This is a genomic window from Streptomyces sp. NPDC027189 (assembly GCF_055566975.1).
Genome location: NZ_JBVHRI010000042.1, coordinates 30,638 through 48,048, shown reverse-complemented (window position 1 = coordinate 48,048; position 17,411 = coordinate 30,638). Strand labels below are relative to the sequence as shown.

The 17,411-nt window shown below is 68.2% G+C and carries 12 protein-coding genes and 3 pseudogenes; 12 read left to right on the top strand and 3 right to left on the bottom strand.

Annotated features, from left to right (window positions below; genetic code table 11):
- Nucleotides 1-35: 35 nt before the first annotated feature.
- Nucleotides 36-1,736, bottom strand: coding sequence for an RICIN domain-containing protein (locus tag ACZ4RZ_RS46765; RefSeq protein ID WP_467753685.1), 1,701 nt, complete (start codon nt 1,734-1,736; stop codon nt 36-38).
- 236 nt (nt 1,737-1,972) lie between these two features.
- Between ACZ4RZ_RS46765 and ACZ4RZ_RS46760 the strand changes: the two genes are divergently transcribed.
- Nucleotides 1,973-2,149, top strand: a complete 177-nt coding sequence (locus tag ACZ4RZ_RS46760; protein WP_272116132.1) for a hypothetical protein — start codon at nt 1,973-1,975, stop codon at nt 2,147-2,149.
- Between the two features lie 676 nt (nt 2,150-2,825).
- Here the strand turns inward: ACZ4RZ_RS46760 and ACZ4RZ_RS46755 are convergent.
- Nucleotides 2,826-3,038, bottom strand: coding sequence for an SDR family oxidoreductase (locus ACZ4RZ_RS46755; RefSeq protein ID WP_467753684.1), 213 nt, complete (start codon nt 3,036-3,038; stop codon nt 2,826-2,828).
- A 177-nt stretch (nt 3,039-3,215) separates the two neighbouring features.
- Here ACZ4RZ_RS46755 and ACZ4RZ_RS46750 point away from each other — a divergent pair.
- The 11 genes and pseudogenes from ACZ4RZ_RS46750 to ACZ4RZ_RS46700 form a co-directional block, all read left to right on the top strand.
- A pseudogene (locus ACZ4RZ_RS46750) lies at nt 3,216-3,391 on the top strand (IS701 family transposase); the annotation flags it as partial.
- A gap of 143 nt (nt 3,392-3,534) precedes the next feature.
- Nucleotides 3,535-4,488, top strand: a complete 954-nt coding sequence (locus tag ACZ4RZ_RS46745; RefSeq protein WP_467753683.1) for a LysR family transcriptional regulator — start codon at nt 3,535-3,537, stop codon at nt 4,486-4,488.
- Nucleotides 4,489-4,613: 125 nt separating this feature from the next.
- Nucleotides 4,614-4,775 carry a hypothetical protein gene (locus ACZ4RZ_RS46740; RefSeq protein ID WP_467753682.1) on the top strand — a complete coding sequence of 54 codons (162 nt, stop codon included), beginning with the start codon at nt 4,614-4,616 and terminating at the stop codon, nt 4,773-4,775.
- Nucleotides 4,772-5,806 (top strand): amidohydrolase family protein, encoded by a 1,035-nt coding sequence (locus ACZ4RZ_RS46735; RefSeq protein WP_467753680.1) that lies wholly within the window; start codon nt 4,772-4,774, stop codon nt 5,804-5,806. The genes ACZ4RZ_RS46740 and ACZ4RZ_RS46735 overlap by 4 nt, the downstream gene beginning before the upstream one ends.
- Nucleotides 5,807-6,941: 1,135 nt before the next feature.
- On the top strand, nt 6,942-7,721 hold the full coding sequence (locus tag ACZ4RZ_RS46730; protein WP_467753679.1) for an SDR family oxidoreductase: 780 nt from the start codon (nt 6,942-6,944) through the stop codon (nt 7,719-7,721).
- 275 nt (nt 7,722-7,996) lie between these two features.
- Complete coding sequence (locus ACZ4RZ_RS46725; protein WP_467753678.1) at nt 7,997-9,373, top strand: IS1380 family transposase; 1,377 nt, start codon at nt 7,997-7,999, stop codon at nt 9,371-9,373.
- 220 nt (nt 9,374-9,593) lie between these two features.
- Nucleotides 9,594-9,839 (top strand): annotated as a pseudogene (locus ACZ4RZ_RS46720) (ATP-binding protein); the annotation flags it as partial.
- 265 nt (nt 9,840-10,104) lie between these two features.
- Nucleotides 10,105-11,295, top strand: coding sequence for an NAD(P)/FAD-dependent oxidoreductase (locus tag ACZ4RZ_RS46715; RefSeq protein WP_467753677.1), 1,191 nt, complete (start codon nt 10,105-10,107; stop codon nt 11,293-11,295).
- 10 nt (nt 11,296-11,305) lie between these two features.
- Nucleotides 11,306-12,244 (top strand): sigma-70 family RNA polymerase sigma factor, encoded by a 939-nt coding sequence (locus tag ACZ4RZ_RS46710; protein ID WP_467753676.1) that lies wholly within the window; start codon nt 11,306-11,308, stop codon nt 12,242-12,244.
- Between the two features lie 281 nt (nt 12,245-12,525).
- Nucleotides 12,526-12,717 (top strand): annotated as a pseudogene (locus ACZ4RZ_RS46705) (dihydrofolate reductase family protein); the annotation flags it as partial.
- 684 nt (nt 12,718-13,401) lie between these two features.
- Nucleotides 13,402-13,608, top strand: coding sequence for a hypothetical protein (locus ACZ4RZ_RS46700; protein ID WP_467753675.1), 207 nt, complete (start codon nt 13,402-13,404; stop codon nt 13,606-13,608).
- A 27-nt stretch (nt 13,609-13,635) separates the two neighbouring features.
- Here ACZ4RZ_RS46700 and ACZ4RZ_RS46695 read toward each other — a convergent pair whose 3' ends face one another.
- A complete protein-coding gene (locus ACZ4RZ_RS46695; RefSeq protein ID WP_467753674.1) occupies nt 13,636-17,334 on the bottom strand; it encodes an NACHT N-terminal helical domain 7-containing protein in 3,699 nt (1,232 codons plus the stop codon).
- Nucleotides 17,335-17,411: the final 77 nt, after the last annotated feature.

Here is a 17,411-nt window from a genome sequence, read left to right as displayed (position 1 = left end):
CTTTCGGCATCTTCACCTGCTTGAGTGCTGCACCGCTACTTAAGCGCTGTACCACCCGAGTTGTGATAGGCGATCGTCTTGTTGATCAGGTTTCCGCCGTCGGACTCGACCGTGGTCTGTTCCTGCTGCCCCGGACCGAAGAACAGGCCGGCGACATGGGCGTTCGCCACCTGGTCCATGTGTGAGAAGAACCAGTCGACCTTGTCGTCCTTGTAGTGCTGGAAGGTGTTGTTCTGCGCCATGTTGCCCACGGGGATCTGCCACAGGACCACCGGCTTGCCCACGGACTCGGCCATCGTCTTGTACCACTTCATCGTGTCAGCGGCCGTCTGGTCGGTCCAGAAGGTGTTACGGCCGCCGTGGGCCGACTGTGCGTACCAGCCCGCGTCGCGGTCCGACACGTCGGCGACCAGGATGTCGCCGTCCTGCGCCCCGAGGCTCGCGTAGTCCTTGACGCATTGCTGGGTGTTGGTCTGCCAGTCCCAGCAGGTGAGGTGGAGCCCCGCGGCGCTGTTCGGCGCGTACTTGTGGGCCATCGAGATCAGGCAGCGGGAGAGTCCGGCGGCGCTGTTCTCCTGTGATCCGCAATCCTTCGGATTTGCGGCCGAGACCTGCGCGGCAATCTTGTGCGGATCGCCGAGCGACCGGACGTAGCCCCAGAAGTCGGGCTCGATGTCGATCGCGTCGTGCGACGTGCCGATCTTCTGGAGGAAGAAACGGTAGTCGTTCAGGTACCGGGTGAGCAGGTCGACCCGGTTGATGGCCTTGACCTCACCCGGACCGTCGGGTTCGCCCGCCGCATCGCCGAGGTCGCGCAACGAGTACCAGCTCCACAGCATCTTCTGCGGACGCGAGCTGCCCTTGTACGTCGCCTGGGACGCCACCTCGTCCCGCCAGGTCACGTACGTGCCGGGCGCCGTGGTGCTGCCGTTCCAGCAGCCCCACCAGTTCGACCACCCGTCCTTGCACTTCGCTGCCGTGTAGTAGTCCGACGAGGGCGCGGGCTGGCTGTGCACATAGGCGTAGCGCGCGTCGAACGGCGCGGCGTTCGCCGAGGCGTCGGTCATCGAGCCGCCGATGATCACCTTGTCACTGCCCAGGAAACTCTTCGCCGAGCTGCCGCCACCGCTCGTGGGCGACGGAGACGCGGACGATGGCGAGGACGACGGGCGCGGGGCGCTCGGAGTCGGGCTCGCGGGAGCGCTGCTGCTCGGCGTGGTGGGCGTACCGCCGCCGCTGACGTTCCCGACCGCGACGAGCTTCCACTGCTGATCGGCGCTGCTCCGGTCGCGGTTCTGGACAACGTTGCCCCCGTTGGCCTTGACGGCCTTGTGGACACCGACAGCCATGCCGCTGAAGCGATTGACCAGACGCACGTAGCCGTTGGACGACTTGGCCAGCTTGAACTGCTGATTGCTGCCGTTCAGGTCTTTCCACTGCACGAGGGCGGAGCCGGCGGTCTTCGACCAGCCGAGGTCGTCCAGCACCTTGCCGGAGGTCCGGTTCTGCAGCCGGTAGTGACCGTCACCCGAGTCGATGAACCGCCACTGCTGGTTGGCCCCGCCGTGGCGCGCCCACTGCACCACAGCCGCGCCGTCGTTCTTGGCGGAGCCGCGGTCGTCCAGCACCTTGCCGCTGTTGTGGTTGACCAGCACGTACCACTTCTTCAGGTCCAGGGTTTTCTGGTCCGCCGAAGCCTGGCTGACCACGACAGCCGAGCCGGCCACGATCACCATGGCGAGACCTCCCCAGAGGCCCCGACGCGCGAGCAACCGACGACCACGATGCTTCGGACGACCACTGTGCGCACCGTCGTCGGCACGGTGTCCGCCGACATGTCTGCGCTCTCGTTCCAGGGGCATGCCTGTGCTCTCTTTCAGCTGTTGCATGTGACCGGACCACTTGGCCGGACACCACTGAGTGGTCAGAGAGGCCGAAAAGGTTGCCGCGAAGATCCACAGAACTTTTTTCTGTGGGCCGGACGGTCACCCTGAAGCTCAACGGCGTGGAGGAAGGCGGCGCCGCCCGCCCGTCCACGAAAGATCAGCGAGCTGCAACGGCTGGTCGCCGGCTCCAGGAGACAGTCAGCTCGTACACCGTGATCGACCAGGCGATCGGCGTGGTCATCGAGGTGTCGTCGATGCCGTAGGTGCGCAGGCGGGGAACGATCCGTGGGCGGCAGGCTCTCGCCGTCGGCCATGAGGCAGTCGGTCAGCGCCGCATGCAGTGCGTCCCGGGCTGTCGGCGTCGCGTGCGGCTTGCGAGGGTAGAGGCTCCCCGTCCCGTGCCCGGCACACCCGACACGTGATCACCTCCGTTCTGGCACGGGAGTGGCACGGCTCGCTACTTTAGATAGGTGCCCTAAGGCACGGGAGTAGGCTTCCGGCCCGCGAGGCCGCGCCGCCACGCCGCACCGTCGGAAGTCCACGGTTGTGCGGCAGGGCACATTGGAGCGCCGTTGCTGGCCTTATGCAGGGCACATGGGCCGAGCGCCCTTGCTGGCCGCCACGGGGCGACCGACCTGGCCGGGGCAACTCCGTAGCTGGCGCCACAGCGCGCACTTTCCGTCCAGTGAAGAAGGATGCCCGCACACAACGGGTGACCAACCCGGTCCCCGCCCGACAGCCGGGTGCAATACCGGCTCGGCTCCGGGCGCCCCGCGCCGACGCCTGCCCCACTGCCAGGACTCCAGGAGCCGCGGTATCCCGGCGCTTGTCTCTCAACCTGTTGGCCGTCGGTTCGTGCCGGGGTCCCCCGCCGTCGTTCGGACACGGTGCCGGCCAGACTTCCCGGTTCACCATGGGGAGTTCATCCCGTCGGGGCGGTCAGTAGTAGATGGGACCGAGCTCACCACCGCTGGCGATGATCGGGTCGCCGTTGAGCGCGACGCTGCGCGGGCTGGCCAGAAACGCGATCACTGCGGCGACCTCGTCCGGCGTGACGATCCGGCCGATCGAGATCGCCGCGCTGAACTCGCGTTCGACCTCCTCCACAGTCAGCCCGCGGGACTCGGCGTTGGCCGCCAACGCCGTAGCCATGGTGTCGCTGCTGGTGGGGCCGGGGTGTACGGGAGCACGCCAGACGGCAGGTCGAGCGGCTCGACACGGGCCGGACGAAGCTCACCATCGCCACGTTCACCAGCCGTGGCCGGCTGCTGCTGCCCGCTGCCTTCGCACGGCTGACCGCCGCGCACCCGGACACCGAACTCCATGTCGTGGAGGCCGAGCCGGAGGGTCCGCGAACTCAAGCACGGCCTGGGCCTGACCACTTCGAGGGCCGGTCCTGGCCTGGCTGGCACCACCACGTCACCCTCGTGACCGCCGCCCACGCTTTCCTCACCGAACAACGCCTGGCCCCAAGGCGCCCGAACCGGTCTCACTCTCTACCAAGTCCTCGACGCACTACAGGACGTCCTGAGGTGTTGGACCGGCACCTGCACCACCTGCCATCAGCCCCTGCCCAGCCGGACACACAGCACATCAAGATCGAGACAGACCCAACGGAGTCCTGTGAAAAGTTAGGCTGCATTCGCTGATGTCTCACATCAATGAGAGCGAGGCGGAGGCCGCCGTGAAGCTGTCGAACCTGGACCTGAACCTCCTCGTGTCGCTCGACGTGTTGCTGGAGGAGCGTTCGGTGACGCGCGCCGCCGCTCGCCTCGGCTTGTCCCAGCCCGCCCTCTCGGGCGCGCTCGCCCGGTTGCGGCGACACTTCGACGATCCGCTGCTCGTCCGGTCAGGCAACACGTCCGAGTTGAGCCCACTCGCCCAGGCCCTGCGGCTCCGCACGGCTCACGCGCTGAAGGAGGTCGAGCGCGTGTTCGCCAGTGAGGCCGTGTTCGATCCGGCGACATCCACGCGGACCTTCACCCTGCACGCCTCGGACTACGCCATGGCCGTGCTCGGTCCGCGGGTCGCGCAGGTGCTCGCGGACCGGGCTCCCGGTGTCATGCTGCGGTTCGAGAATCACCCGAACACCGTGACGGACAGCCCGACCGACTGGCTCCGCGGGATGGACGGCATGATCGTTCCACGCGGATACGTGTTCGACCTGCCATCGAGCGACTTGTTCACCGACGAATGGGTGTGCGTGGTCGATCAGGACAACGACGCCGTCGGTGCTGACCTGACCATGACGGACGTCGCCGAGCTGCCCTGGGTACTCACCCACCACGGACCGACCCGCTTCCTCTCCGCGGTGCGGCAACTGGAGCAACTGGGAATCGAGCCCAGGGTCCAGGCGGTCGTCGAGAGCTTCCTCGCCCTGCCGTTCTATATCGTCGGGACCCGTCGACTCGGACTCATTCAGCGTCACCTGGCCGACATACTGGCTGCCCGTCACCAACTCCGGGTGCTCGCATGTCCCTGGGACGTGGTGCCGGTGGTGCAGGCGCTCTGGTGGCATCCGCTGCAAACTCGCGAGCCGGGGCACGCGTGGCTGCGGTCGGTCCTCGCCGAGACGAGCCGGCACCTCGACCGGCGGACGTGACGTTCCCGCCCGCCGCGGTGATCCCCGCGCGACATTCGTCTGCCTTATATAGGGCATCAGTCTTTTCAGCTTCCCTGATGTGGTCGGCCGGGCAGATAGTGGGGGCGTCACAGTAAGGACCGCTCATGGTTGCTCCTCTTGCTCTCGCCACGGTCGTAGACGGTCACGTGGAACGTCCCGCGCTGGTCGTTGATCTCCACTGGGGTCCCGGCCGGCGGGACCTCTCCTGTCTCGGGCCGACCGTGCACACGCCACGGCAGGACTCCCTGCTCGTGGAGCAGCCGTGAACACCCCGCAGGCGCCCGCCCCGGGCAGGGACCTCGTGATCGACGTGCACGCCCACTGCTTCATCGCTGAGGTTGAGGCGCTGGTCGCCGACGAGCCGGGGCTCGCCGAACTCCACGCGCTCGAGGCACGGCGCCACGGCGCGGAATCGATGACAGTTGCGGGGCAGATGGTCCGCTCGGCCATGCCCGCGCTGACGACTGTGGAGCGGCGCCTTTTTGACATGGATGCGGCGGGCGTGGACGTGCAGGTCGTTTCGCCGTCCCCGTCGCACTACCACTACTGGGCGCACCCCGATCTTGCGACCGAGGTGTGCCGAGCGGCGAACCGCGGTGTGGCGGCCGTCGTCGCCCAGGCTCCCGACCGGCTGGCGGGGTTCGGACTGGTCCCGCTGCAGCATCCCGATCTGTGCGTCGCCGCTCTCGACGACGCTCTCGGTCTCGGTCTCAAGGGCGTCGAGATCTCCTCGTTCGCCCCCGGCGTCGAGCTGTCGGACGCACGGCTCGACCCGTTCTGGGCGCGGGCCGCCGAGACTGCCGCTGTGGTGTTCCTGCACCCTCTCGGCTGTTCGCTCGACGAGCGACTCGACCGGTTCTACCTGGCCAACACGGTCGGACAACCGGTCGAGAACGCCGTCGCCCTCTCGCACCTGATCTTCGCGGGGGTCCTGGACCGGCACCCGAACCTGCGGGTGATCGCCGCGCACGGCGGCGGCTACCTGCCCACCTACCTCGGCCGCTCCGACCACGCCTGGCAGGTGCGCAGCGACGCCCGGCAGTGCGCCGAAGCACCCTCGGCGTACATGCGCCGGATCTGGTTCGACTCGCTCGTCTACACCCCGCAGGCACTGCGCGCGCTGGTCGCCGCCGTCGGCGCCGACCAGGTCGTGCTCGGCTCCGACCATCCGTTCGACATGGGCGTGCCCGATCCGCTTGCCCGCCTCGACGCCGCCGGACTGGACCCGGCCGACCGCGCCGCGATCGCCGGCGGCACCGCACAGAAGCTGGGACTGCTCCCCGGGAAGGAACCCTGATGCCGGACACGGTGGCTCCACGCCTGGTCACGCACGTGCGGCACGTCGATCTCGCCGTACCCGACCTGGCGGCCCAGCAGGCGTTCTCCACCGGCCAGTGAGCCTCACCCGGTCGACACGGCCCGGCTGTACCCGCCTTGCTCCTTCCTTGGTTCACAATCCTCGGTAAGCGCCAGGCAGCAGACGTGGCTGACGACATCGCCGGTGACAAGCTCCAGGCCGTGCACAGCACCGAGCTCGCGAACCGTGCATCCTGTGCTCGACCGCCTTCCGGAAGATCTGCTCCAGCAGCCGGCCCAGTCTCCAGACTCCGTCGGACGCCGCCGAGTCGGTCGTGCCGAGTATTCCAGGTGGGCAATTCGGTCTGGATCGGTGATGGGCGCGGGCACCGGGCGCAGTGGGACCTGCTGACGCTTGCCCTGGCGGGCACGATGGGAGTTGGAGAACTTCTCGTACTCGCGCAGGGCATGGCGCAGAACCGCACAGTCGCTGGTCAGGCATGGTCTTGCGGAGGCGTCGGTGGCCGGGAAGAGATCGGCCACGCAGTTCGCTTCGGCACGGAGACGTCTTTGGGCCTCTGGCTCTCCAGCCCGACCGGGGGCGGCACTCGACCGCTTCCCCTCGCGCCCACACCTCGCCCGGTGGCTGGCAGCTGGCCACCTGTCGGGCGCACCGGGCCAGACGAGTGTCTCGACGACCTCGTACCGAACACGGCGAACCGAGCGTTGCCGGCACGGGAGTGATCGCCGGGCGGCTCCGCATTGAGTGACCGCACTTTTTTGATTCACGATCGATGATCCGCTTCGCTGCCGGCGCGGCGAGATGCCGGCAAGAGCCCTTCCGTGCATCCCGTGGACACACCCGTTTCGCACTCTATGTCCTGGCCCACGATCGTCTGCTGGCCGAACGGCTCGCGGAGGCTACAGCTGGTGCGATTCGGAGAACGTGACCCTGCGGTCTGGCGCTGATATGGGGACATGGTGCTACAGGCGCTATGCCACTGCCCACACTGCTGACAGGACAGTACCGATCTCATCTCCTGAGGCGTGCTCAGGAAACCGTCCGGGCCGCCCGCGGCGAACTCGGTTGTCGCCACCGCCTCGCATGAGAGGTGATCAAATGAGGAGAGAATGCCATGGATTTGGGGCTGAAGGACAAACGCGCGGTGGTCACCGGTGGCAGCCGGGGCATTGGCCTGGCAGTGGGCCGGGCTCTCGCCCAGGAAGGTGCCGATGTCGCACTTGTCGGCCGCAATGCGCAGGCGGCGGTCGAGCAGGCCGCTGCGCTCGCCGCCGACACCGGGGCGCGCGTGATCGGGATCGGCGCGGACACCGGTGACGACGCCTCGGTAGCGACCATGGCCGCGGCCGCCATTGAGCAGTTGGGCGGCGTCGACATCCTGGTCAACAACGCGGCCATGACCAACCCCGGCGTGATCGCGGAGTCAGCGTTGGAAGCGGAGATCAACGTCAAGGTGCGGGGCTATCTGCGCTGTGCGAGGGCGTTCGCGCCCGGCATGGTCGAGCGCGGCTGGGGCCGGATCATCAACGTCGGCGGCGCTGCCGCGCGGCGCACCGGCTCGGTAACCGGCTCGATCCGCAATGTCGCCGTTGCCGCGCTGACCAAGAACCTCGCCGACGAACTGGGCCCACGTGGCGTGAACGTCACCGTCGTACACCCCGGCCCCACCAGCAGCGACACCATGGCTACGGCGTTGGCGGCCAACGCCGAGTCCCGCGGGCTGACTGTGGAGGAGGTCGAACGCGAGTTCAGCGCGGCGATCTCGATCGGCCGGATCGTCACGCCGGACGAGGTCGCCGCAGTGATCGCGTTTCTGGCCAGCCCGCGCAGCGTCGCGCTCAACGGCGACCCGATCATCGCCAGCGGTGGTGAGCTCGGTCCCATCTACTACTGACCGCCCCGACGGGATGAACTCCCCATGGTGAGCCGGGAAGTCTGGTCGGCACCGTGTCCGAACGACGGCGGGGGACCCCCATGACAACTGACTACGTGTCACCCGGCAGTTGTGAGAGGGCATTGATCTAGGTGTATTGCCCTGTATGCCCAAGCCTCGCGCTTTCACGAGGTGGGCTGTCCAAGAGTTGATCAGAAACACGGAAAGTGCCATTGACCTGCAACGATAGGACTTGCTGAGGGTCCTGTTGGCTGCAAGGAAAAGAGCACTTCCAGGTGAGAGAGCCTATCTCGTCGTACCCACGTGTCCGTGTCCAGGGAGACGGTCGGCAGGTGGTCTCGCAGGCCGGTGCGGTCCTGCTGCTGGAGGCGGTCCGCAAGACGGGCCTTGACCAGGCGATATCCGCAGCTCTGGCTCCGTGGCGCAAACCGCGGGCCGTCCACGATCCCGGCAAGATCCTCCTGGACGTCGCCATGGCGGTCGCACTGGGCGGGGACTGCCTCGCGGACGTCGCCATGCTGCGGTGTGAGCCGGCCGTCTTCGGCCCGGTCGCCTCCGACCCGACCGTCTCCCGCCTGATCGACGCCCTCGCCGTATCCGGCGAGAAAGCCCTGCAGGCGGTCCGGTCCGCACGCGCCGAAGTCCGTCATCGTGCCTGGTCGTTGGCCGGCGAGAACGCCCCGGACGCCGACGGTCAGGTCGCCGTCGACCTCGACGGCGTCCTCGTGCTCGCCCACTCCGACAAGCAGGACGCGGCCGCGACCTGGAAGAAGACCTACGGCCATCACCCGCTGACGGCCTTCGTCGACCACGGACCGGGCGTAACCGGAGAGCCCGTCGCCACCCTCCTCAGACCGGGAAACGCGGGCTCCAACACCGCCGCCGACCACATCACCACCGCCCAACTCGCCCTGGCCCAACTGCCCAAGCGCTACCGGCGAGGACGGCAGACGCTGATCCGCACGGACTCCGCCGGCGGCACCCACGACTTCGTGTCCTGGCTCGCGAAGCGGGGCCGATGGCTGTCCTACTCGGTCGGTATGACGGTCACCGAAGCGATCCACGAACATGTGCTGAAGGTCCCCGCCTCGGCCTGGACCCCGGCCGTCGAGGCCGACGGTGAGGCCCGGGACGGGGCCTGGGCCGCCGAGCTCACCGGCACGCTCCTGGACGGCTGGCCCAAGGGCATGCGGCTCATCGTCCGCAAGGAACGGCCCCATCCCGGCGCCCAGTTGAGGATCACGGACGCGGACGGCATGCGGATCACGTGCTTCGCGACCAACACCACCGGCCGGCCGATCGCCGAGCTCGAGCTGCGCCACCGGCTCCGGGCACGGGCCGAGGACCGGATCCGGGCCGCCCGGGCCACCGGCCTGCGCAACCTGCCCCTGCACGACACCGCCCAGAACCGGGTCTGGATGGACATCGTCCAGATCGCGCTCGACCTACTGGCATGGATGCCCATGCTCGCCCTGACCGGCCGGGCGAGGCTCTGGGAACCGCGTCGCTTGCGGTTCCGCCTGTTCTCCGCAGCCGGCCAGCTCGTCACCACCGGTCGGCGCAGGATTCTCCGCCTCGCCCGGCACTGGCCCTGGACCGGCGAGATCACCGCTGCCCTTGAACGGCTCGCGCTCCTGCCCGACCCCGGCTGACCAGCAACCCACCGTCCCTGCGACAGCATCACCCGCCCCGGGCAGTGGAACCCGGCGCCCACCCGACGCGACAGCCGGGCCACCGGCCTGCCCGGCATCAGCTCCGGAAGGCAAAAGGGTCCACCGACTCCGTCGGCGGACCCTCAAGAAAGATCGAGGCTAGCCCAACTTCTGTTGCTTCAGCCATGCTTGAACGTCGGAAATCTTGAACTGAATCTTCGCAACGGGCCTCGCCCAACATGCAATTCAAGTACGGCACTTCGTCCTCCACGCTGGCCAAGACACCCTGCGCAGGCGCATCGAGGGGGATACTCTTCCTGGCCCCTCCCCATTCCGTCTCAAATACCTTGAGCCCTACGCCGAGGCGGCCCGCACGTGGCTGCACGGCGAGGCCGAGGTCGGCGAGACCACGCACCTCAGGCCCGCCCAGGCCTGCCTGCAGATCGCAGAGGCCGTCAAGAGTTGAGGTCCGCCCGCCACCCGAAAACATGCGCAGGTGGCAACAAAGAACGACCTTCCGGTGTCGAGTAGTGCGAACAAGCTCAACAAGGGGCCCAGCTCAGCCCAGCACCGCGGTGTCATCCACCCCGAAAAGTCGCAGACAGGTCCAAGCGCTTGTCAGAGGCTCAGCCGCTCATCTCAGTTCGGTGACCCGCGTCACACCCGGATCCTGTCAGCAATCGGGGCGCCGTCCCGTTCAAGGGGCACGCGAACGAGACAGGAGCAACGCCATGAAGCACCGCATCGTCGTACTCGGCGCCGGATACGCCGGGGCCTTCGCCGCCGGAAACCTGGCCCGCCGGCTCTCCCCCGCCGACACCGAGATCACCGTCGTCAACGCCGTGCCCGACTTCGTTGAGCGGATGCGGCTCCACCAGCTCGCGATCGGCCAGGACCTCGCGTTCCGAAAGCTCACCGACGTATTCGCGGGCACCGGGGTGCGGCTGCGCCTGGCGCGCGTCACCGGCGTCGATCCCGAGCGCAGGACCGTCGCCGTGACCGGCGAGGACGGCGACGGCGAGCTCGCGTACGACACGCTTCTCTACGCGCTCGGCAGCTCCGTAGCCCACCATGGCGTCCCCGGCGTGGCCGAGTACGCCTTCGATGTGACCGGCCGGTCCTCGGCGCTGCGTCTGCGCGAGCGCCTGGCCGGCCTGGGCGAGGGCGGCACCGTGCTGGTCGTCGGTGAGGGGCTGACCGGCATCGAGACCGCCACCGAGTTCGCCGAGTCCCGGCCCGACCTCACGGTCGCGCTCGCCGCCCGCGGCGAGCTGGGCGCCTGGCTCTCCCCGAAGGCCCGCCGCCACCTGCGCCAGGCCTTCGACCGGCTCGGCATCACCGTCCACGAGCACACCGGCATCGAAGCCGTCGAGCCGACACGGGCGATCGCCGCCGACGATACGTCCATCCCGGCCGACGTGACCGTGTGGTCGGCCGGGTTCGCCGTGCACCCCATCGCGGCCGCCAGCGGCCTGGAGGTCGCCGAGACCGGCCAGATCGTCGTCGACCGCACCATGCGCTCGGTCTCGCACCCGGACGTCTACGCCGTCGGCGACTGCGCCTACGCGATCTGCGAGAACGGCCGGCCGCTGCCGATGTCCTGCGCCTCGGCCGGCTACACCAACATGCAGGCGACCGCCGCGATCATCGCGCGCCTGACGGACAGCGAGGTCCCGACCACCGGGCTGAAGTACTACGGCAACCACATCAGCCTCGGGCGGCGGGACGCGATCTTCCAGATGGTGGACGAGGAAGTCCGGTCGAAGTCCTGGTACCTGGGCGGCCGGACCGCCGCGTGGCTCAAGTCGGGCGTGCTCAAGGGGGCCGGGTGGAGCATCGCCCACCCGACCTTCGGCATGCCGAAGCGCAAGCGCCGCCTGGCCACCGCGCCTGACCGGGCCGGTGTGAGGGTCGCCGCATAGGCTGCTCCGCATGGACAGCGCAGCCATCGATCGGTTCGAGGCCAGCCGGGGCCGGCTGGCCTCGCTCGCGTACCGTCTACTCGGCTCGGCCGCCGACGCCGAGGACGCCGTACAGGACACGTTCGTGCGCTGGCAGGCCGCGGACCGGGAACGCATCGAGGTGCCGGAAGCGTGGCTGACCCAGGTCGTCACCAATCTCTGCCTCGACCGGCTCCGCTCGGCGCAGGCGCGCCACGAGCGCGCTGTCGGAGACTGGCTGCCCGAGCCACTCCTCGAGGGCGACCCGATGCTCGGCCCTGCCGATACCTTCGAGCAGCGCGAATCGGTGTCCTTGGCCGTACTGACCCTCATGGAGCGCCTCTCGCCGGTCGAGCGGGCCGCTTACGTCCTGCGCGAGGCCTTCTCGTACCCCCACGCCGAGATCGCCGGGATCCTCGACATCACCGAGTCCGCGAGCCAGCAGCATGTCCACCGGGCCCGACGCCGGGTCGCTGCCGAGCGCCGCGGCGGCGACGAAGTGGACCCCGCGTCCGCGCGCCGGATCGTCGAGGAGTTCCTCGCCGCGGCCACGTCGGGGCGCACCGAACGGCTGGTGGCGATGCTCACCGCCGATGCGACCGCGGTCTCGGACGGCGCCGGACTGGCCAGGCGGCTGCTGCGGTACAAGACGCGCGAGCGCATCGCCTCCTACGTGCGGGCCGGCTTCAAGCCCACTCCGGCGAAGCGGCGGCTGGCCGGCGGCTCCCCTGCGATGCACATCGCGCTGGTCAACGGCTCTCCGGCCGTCCTCGCCGTGGTCGACGACCGGGTCGTGGGCGCTGTGGCGTTCGAAGTCAGCGACGGCAAGGTCGCGTCCCTGCGTGGCATCGCCGCCGCAGACCGGCTCGCGCGCCTCAATGAGGCCTGGCGGCAGCACGAGCCCGACGCGCCGGTCATCAATGCATGGTGATCAGAGCCACCGGAATCCAGTGACCTGGGGCGGAGCGAGGACGGCGGCCCTTGGGCCCCGCGCTGCACAGCAGCACGGGGGCCGAAGTACGTCGGTCTTCCCGAATCAGACTCGGCCATGCAGTTCGGATCCCCGATGGCCAACTGTCGGTCGACACAGTGAGGTTTTCTCAACGAAATGATCTCGTGAGGTGACTCGGCCCAGGGGATCCCGCGAGCCGCGATGAGTCCTGCGGCGTCCGGCGGTCGTACTGTCGAACCCGTTACCGAGGAGGACCTCTGATGCGCAGCGTGACCTATTCGATGAGCGTCTCACTTGACGGCTACATCGTCGGGCCGGACGGCGACTTCGACTGGACGGCGCCCGACGAGGAGGTTTTTCGCTTCGCCACCAACGAGGTGCGAGAGGTCGGCGTCCACCTGTTGGGACGACGGCTGTACGAGACGATGCTGTACTGGGAGACCGCCGACCAGGGCGGCGCGGGCGATGTCGCCCATCCGGCTCGGGCTGAGGGTGACGTGGCTGACGTGGTACGAGGCGATGTGTCCCCGTTGCCGGTATGGGCGAGCGAGGCCATCGACCTCGTCACCGACCTGCCACCCGCAGCCGACCTTGTCGCCGCCCTGGCCACTCAGGCTGACAACGCCATGGCCCGAGCGGGAAGGCACGGACCGGAACGGCCCGGCAGGAGCGGTCACGGCCGAGCCCGAAACGCCACGGACATTCGACAGAGAGGCCCCCGTGCCACGAGTGTTCACGCAGAGTCACATCCGTAACTGGCCGTCCGTGGGGAATTCTTGGGGCTCTGATCCATTTCGTGTGTCCCGTGACGTAGCGTTACAAGCCTCTGGGCCGTTGACCGTTCGTGTGACTGCAGCGCGCTCTGGGCGGCCTTCTCCCACCTGGCCCCGGTCGTCGTGGAAGAGATCTCGGGGAACGACGACACGGTCTTGGTCGCGGTGTTGGGGCTGTTCGTCGTTTCCGGGGCAGAAAGCTCCCCATCGGGTTCGGCACGCTTCGGCGTGCCTCGGTGAACCGGTCTCCCAGACCCGACTTGACCTGGATGTTCATAGACGGCTTCGGACTGTTTCGGCGTCCGCCCACCGTCGCGCGCGGCTTCGCGAAGGTGAGATCACCTACTAGTCCCGGAGGACATCATGGGCAAGATCGTCACCTTGCGGAGCGCGGTGATCATGAGCACCGCCGTCGCCGCCGGCTCGGCGGCAGGGACCGCCGCCGAGGCGCTGGGGCAGCTCGCCGGGGAATCGCTGCTCGGAGTGGGGCCCGTTGTCACAGGCGCTGTCTCGCTCTGGTTCGCCGAGAAACTGGACCGGCTCATCGCTGACGACAAGGACGCGGATTAAACGGCGCGTGGACTGGTGGGGCGGCGCTCACCTGTCGAGGGTGCCGCCCCTCGGTCTCATCACGTACTCCGCCTCGGACGGGAGCAGCCTGTCCCGTCCGTCGACGCCCAACATGTCGAGCAGTCGTTCGGCGTACTGGTCACACCACTCACGCTGATCGAGAGCGATAGCCAATTTCAGCAGCCAGAGGCACGAGAGGGTGCGTTCCGCCGCCGCCGAGATGTCCTTGATTCGATGCAAAAGCCGGACAAGCACGTCGCCCGTGCACCGCCGTCGCCGCCGGATGCCCAAGTCGCTCACAAGGCTTCCGGGTTCCAGCGCCAGAAACGTCGCGACGACGATGGCCAGTTGCTCGTCGGCGTCACGGGCGAGCATGCGGCAGGCGATGGAGAGCAGGGAGAGGGGTGTCCTGTCGTCACTGTTGTGGCTGCGTCGGGGGGCGGCCCAGTTGTGCGCCAGCGTCCACACCGTGTCGCTCACGAAATCCACGGGAAGCCGGTCACTTTCACCAGCCAGCCTGTGACTGATCAGCGCGATGAGACGGTTCTTCGTCCATCTACTCATGGTGGTGTCAAGGGCACGTAGACACGCCTCGTAACGTGCCGTCAGGCCGTCAGCGGGTGCGGGGCCGCACAGCAGCAGGGAGACCAGGGCATGGGCCACGGACGCTGACTGCCCGAAGGGATCGACGGTGTACGTGCTGGCGAGTTCCTCGAACTCCTCGAACACTGGAAGCGCTGGCTCCAGTACGAACTCCACATCGCGGTCGTACAGCAGGCGCGAGCGGCGGAGCGCCTCATGCGGCTCGTCTTGCGTGAGCAGCTCATCGTCCCCTTCCTGTCCTTCCTTTGGATCCAGCACCCAGGCCGCACGGCTCGCCGTCGCAGGCACCTCGTGCCGTGACAGGCAGAGGGCGATGTCGCGCCGTCCTTCCGCCCGGCCAAGGGGCGCCCTCTGGGGCACGCTGCCCACCGCGCGGGTGAAGGCGTCCCAGGAGTCCGAGGGCAGCTGCGACTTCCAGAGCAGCGCGTGCTCGCGCCAGTGGGCGGCCGGGTCTGCGCTGTCGCCCATGAACTCCGAAAAGGTGACCAGTTGGCCGGGGGCCAGGGCGAGCAGGAGCAAGTTCGCGCTGTAGCAGGCGTGGCGGTACATGATGCGCGCTGGTCTCGGCGTGTAGCCGGTGTGGCTGTGGGCGGGACGGTCGTCGAGCGCGGTGGGAAAGAGAGGGCGTACGGCTTCCCAGGAGGGTACGAAGTCGCGGAGGTTGTCGATGATCTGGGCGCGGTCGGTCAAGGGTGAGTAGGAGAGCAGATCGAACAACAGACCGTCATGCGGGCCGCGGTCGGGGCAGTGTGACAGGGTGCGGGCGATCTTCCGGGCGACCAGGTGCTCTCCAAACGTAGCGTGCAAGAACTCGTACCACCGCCGGTCGGTCCCGCCCTCGAAGGTGGCCTTGGCCTCGTGGATGAAGAAGAACCGGCCGAAGAGGAGCCGGGCCTCGGGGCACGCGGTCCTGCTGTCGGGTGCGCGCAGGAAGCTCAGGTCGTTGTTGGCCTCTTCGGCGCTGACGCCTTGGCGGCCACGGTTGAACATGGCGGCGGCGATGACCGAGAGGAGGTCAAGTTCGTTCTCGACGCGCTCCTCCAGGGCCTCCGGTCGCAGCTTGGGCTCAAGTTTGGTGATCTGGCGGCGGACGAAGAGCCGTAGCAGCCGCTCATAGAGATCGACGCGGTTCATGGAGGCGGGGTTGATCTGTATGAGCCCCGCGCCCTGCTCAACGCTGTAGTATAGGGCGAGCATGAGCAGCAGGAGGGGCTGCACCGCCAGGTCCGGGTAGAGGGACCCCAGGTCGCGGCGGAGGGGAGCCAGTCCGCGGCGGTCGAAGTAGCGGGCGTTGGTCGTGTTCCAGGTGTCCGTCCAGCGGGCGATGCGGGTGTCGTCGAAGGGTTCCAGGCGGATGATGACGCTGCCGTCGGGGAACTTCGCCTGGTCGGCGACGACGGTGCGGCTGGTGACGATCGCGATCACCGGGAGACCGTTCTCGGCCGAGGCCTGCTGGAAGTCGGCGATGTCCTGGAGGTAGTGCCAGTGGTCGGCGCCGCCGGCCTGGAGCAGTTCGTCGAAACCGTCGAAGATCAGTACCGGCAGCACGCCCTTGGACGACTCCGTGACCGTGGCCCAGGTGATGTCCTTGAGAGTCGCGAGCCGTAACGCCTGAGCAATCTGTTCGAGGATGTCGACGTCGGCGGATACATTGCGGAGTTCGATCCGGATCGGCAGATAGTCCTCGGGCAGGAGTCGGGCGGCGAGCAGCCGCGTGAGCAGTGACTTGCCCGCGCCCGGGTCGCCCAGGACGATCAGCGGGCGGTTGTTCGGAAATCCGGTGAGGTGACCGGCCAGGAAGCCCTGGATCTCCTGGCGCAGGGGGCGAGTGCTCCACCAGGCGTCGATGTGGGGCATGGCGCCGGGTTCGTGGACGGCGGTCCGGAAGGCGGGGTTGATGTATCCCCTGGCGAGGAATGGGATGCGGGGTCTCGGCTCGTCGTCGCTGGTCTCCCCGATGGGCGAGATCGGGCGGTTCAGTTCGTGCCGGTAGATCTCCGAGAGCCGGGCGGGCCACTCGCCCGGAGTCGTCTTGCGGGAGAGGGCCCGCAGGAGGGTCTCCAGGCCGTCCAGTCCCCCGTTCTGCGTGTGCAGTTCCCGGTACAACGACTCCAGCCGGTCGCGTGCCTCGCCCGCCGGGCAGGCGCCGAGGGCACCTACGGCCTCCGGGCCGTCCTGCATGCTCGCCCAGACGAACAGCTCCGGGCATTCGGCGGCCAGTTCCGCCAAGCGAGCCTCGTAGACGAGGGTGGCTTCCTCGGCAGCGCCGTGGGCCTCTTCGGAAGCCGCTGTGACCGCCCACTCCTCAGCGAATTCGCTGTAGTGCGCCAGGACCCGGGCGTGGTGATCGACGTAAGAGACGTCGGCAACGGGCAGCGGCCCGGAAGCGAGGGTCCCGTCACCAAGCACTGCGCCGAACAACTCGGCCAGATCCGTCCGGTCAGTGGGCGGATCGTCGCTCCATCCGAGGTCGAGCGCCGGGCTCTTTACTCCGCCTTCCAGGAGCAGGATTGTGTGCGCAGCGCGCAGGAGCCCCACCCGATGGGTAAGACAGGCTCGGCGTACCCTGGCGCCGAGACCGCCCAACATGCGCCGGGCGATGTCGTCGAAGCGATCGCGGAACGCTTCCCGGTCCTCCGGAGACTCCAGATCGTCCTCGAGGAGCCTCTCGGCATCCCTGCGCAGAACTGGGTGCCGACCTGCAAGGATGCGGGCAGCCGTGCTGAAGGATCTGAACTTCCATCCGTCGCTCGACTGCTCCCGGATGTACGCCCGGAAACGCTCGTCCTCGTACTCGTCATTGCACACGGAGCAGCCGAAGGATTCGGCTGGGGCCTGTGGCCGTTCCGTCCGATGTCGTACGGCGATGAACTCGAGTTCCCTCTCCAGTTCCGTCAGCCGTGTGCGCCAGTAGGCGAGTTGGGGGGCTTGGTGGCAGGCGGTCACGACCGTACTCACCACGTCCCAGCTCGGGGCCGTAGCCTGTTTCCCGTTCAGCAGTTCGGACAGGGTCGAGGCGCTGAGTTTCAGCCGTCTGCCCAGTTCGTTCCGGCTGACGTCGTTGTCCTTGACCATCTTCTTCAGCGGGCGCCAGAAGGCGGCCATCAGGTCACTGCCGGACACGTGGCGCTCCCTATGTCACGCGGCTCATCAGAGTCGGAGCCTACGGGCAGGGAGCGGGCCGGCGTGGCGGAGCCGCC

Bases quoted from the DNA above. Each gene is read 5' to 3' on its own strand.
- ACZ4RZ_RS46700 (WP_467753675.1), top strand. From the start codon at position 13,402: ATGGGCAAGATCGTCACCTTGCGGAGCGCGGTGATCATGAGCACCGCC.
- ACZ4RZ_RS46740 (WP_467753682.1), top strand. From the start codon at position 4,614: ATGGTTGCTCCTCTTGCTCTCGCCACGGTCGTAGACGGTCACGTGGAA.
- ACZ4RZ_RS46765 (WP_467753685.1), bottom strand. From the start codon at position 1,736: ATGGTGATCGTGGCCGGCTCGGCTGTCGTGGTCAGCCAGGCTTCGGCG.
- ACZ4RZ_RS46730 (WP_467753679.1), top strand. From the start codon at position 6,942: ATGGATTTGGGGCTGAAGGACAAACGCGCGGTGGTCACCGGTGGCAGC.
- ACZ4RZ_RS46745 (WP_467753683.1), top strand. From the start codon at position 3,535: ATGTCTCACATCAATGAGAGCGAGGCGGAGGCCGCCGTGAAGCTGTCG.
- ACZ4RZ_RS46715 (WP_467753677.1), top strand. From the start codon at position 10,105: ATGAAGCACCGCATCGTCGTACTCGGCGCCGGATACGCCGGGGCCTTC.
- ACZ4RZ_RS46755 (WP_467753684.1), bottom strand. From the start codon at position 3,038: ATGGCTACGGCGTTGGCGGCCAACGCCGAGTCCCGCGGGCTGACTGTG.
- ACZ4RZ_RS46710 (WP_467753676.1), top strand. From the start codon at position 11,306: ATGGACAGCGCAGCCATCGATCGGTTCGAGGCCAGCCGGGGCCGGCTG.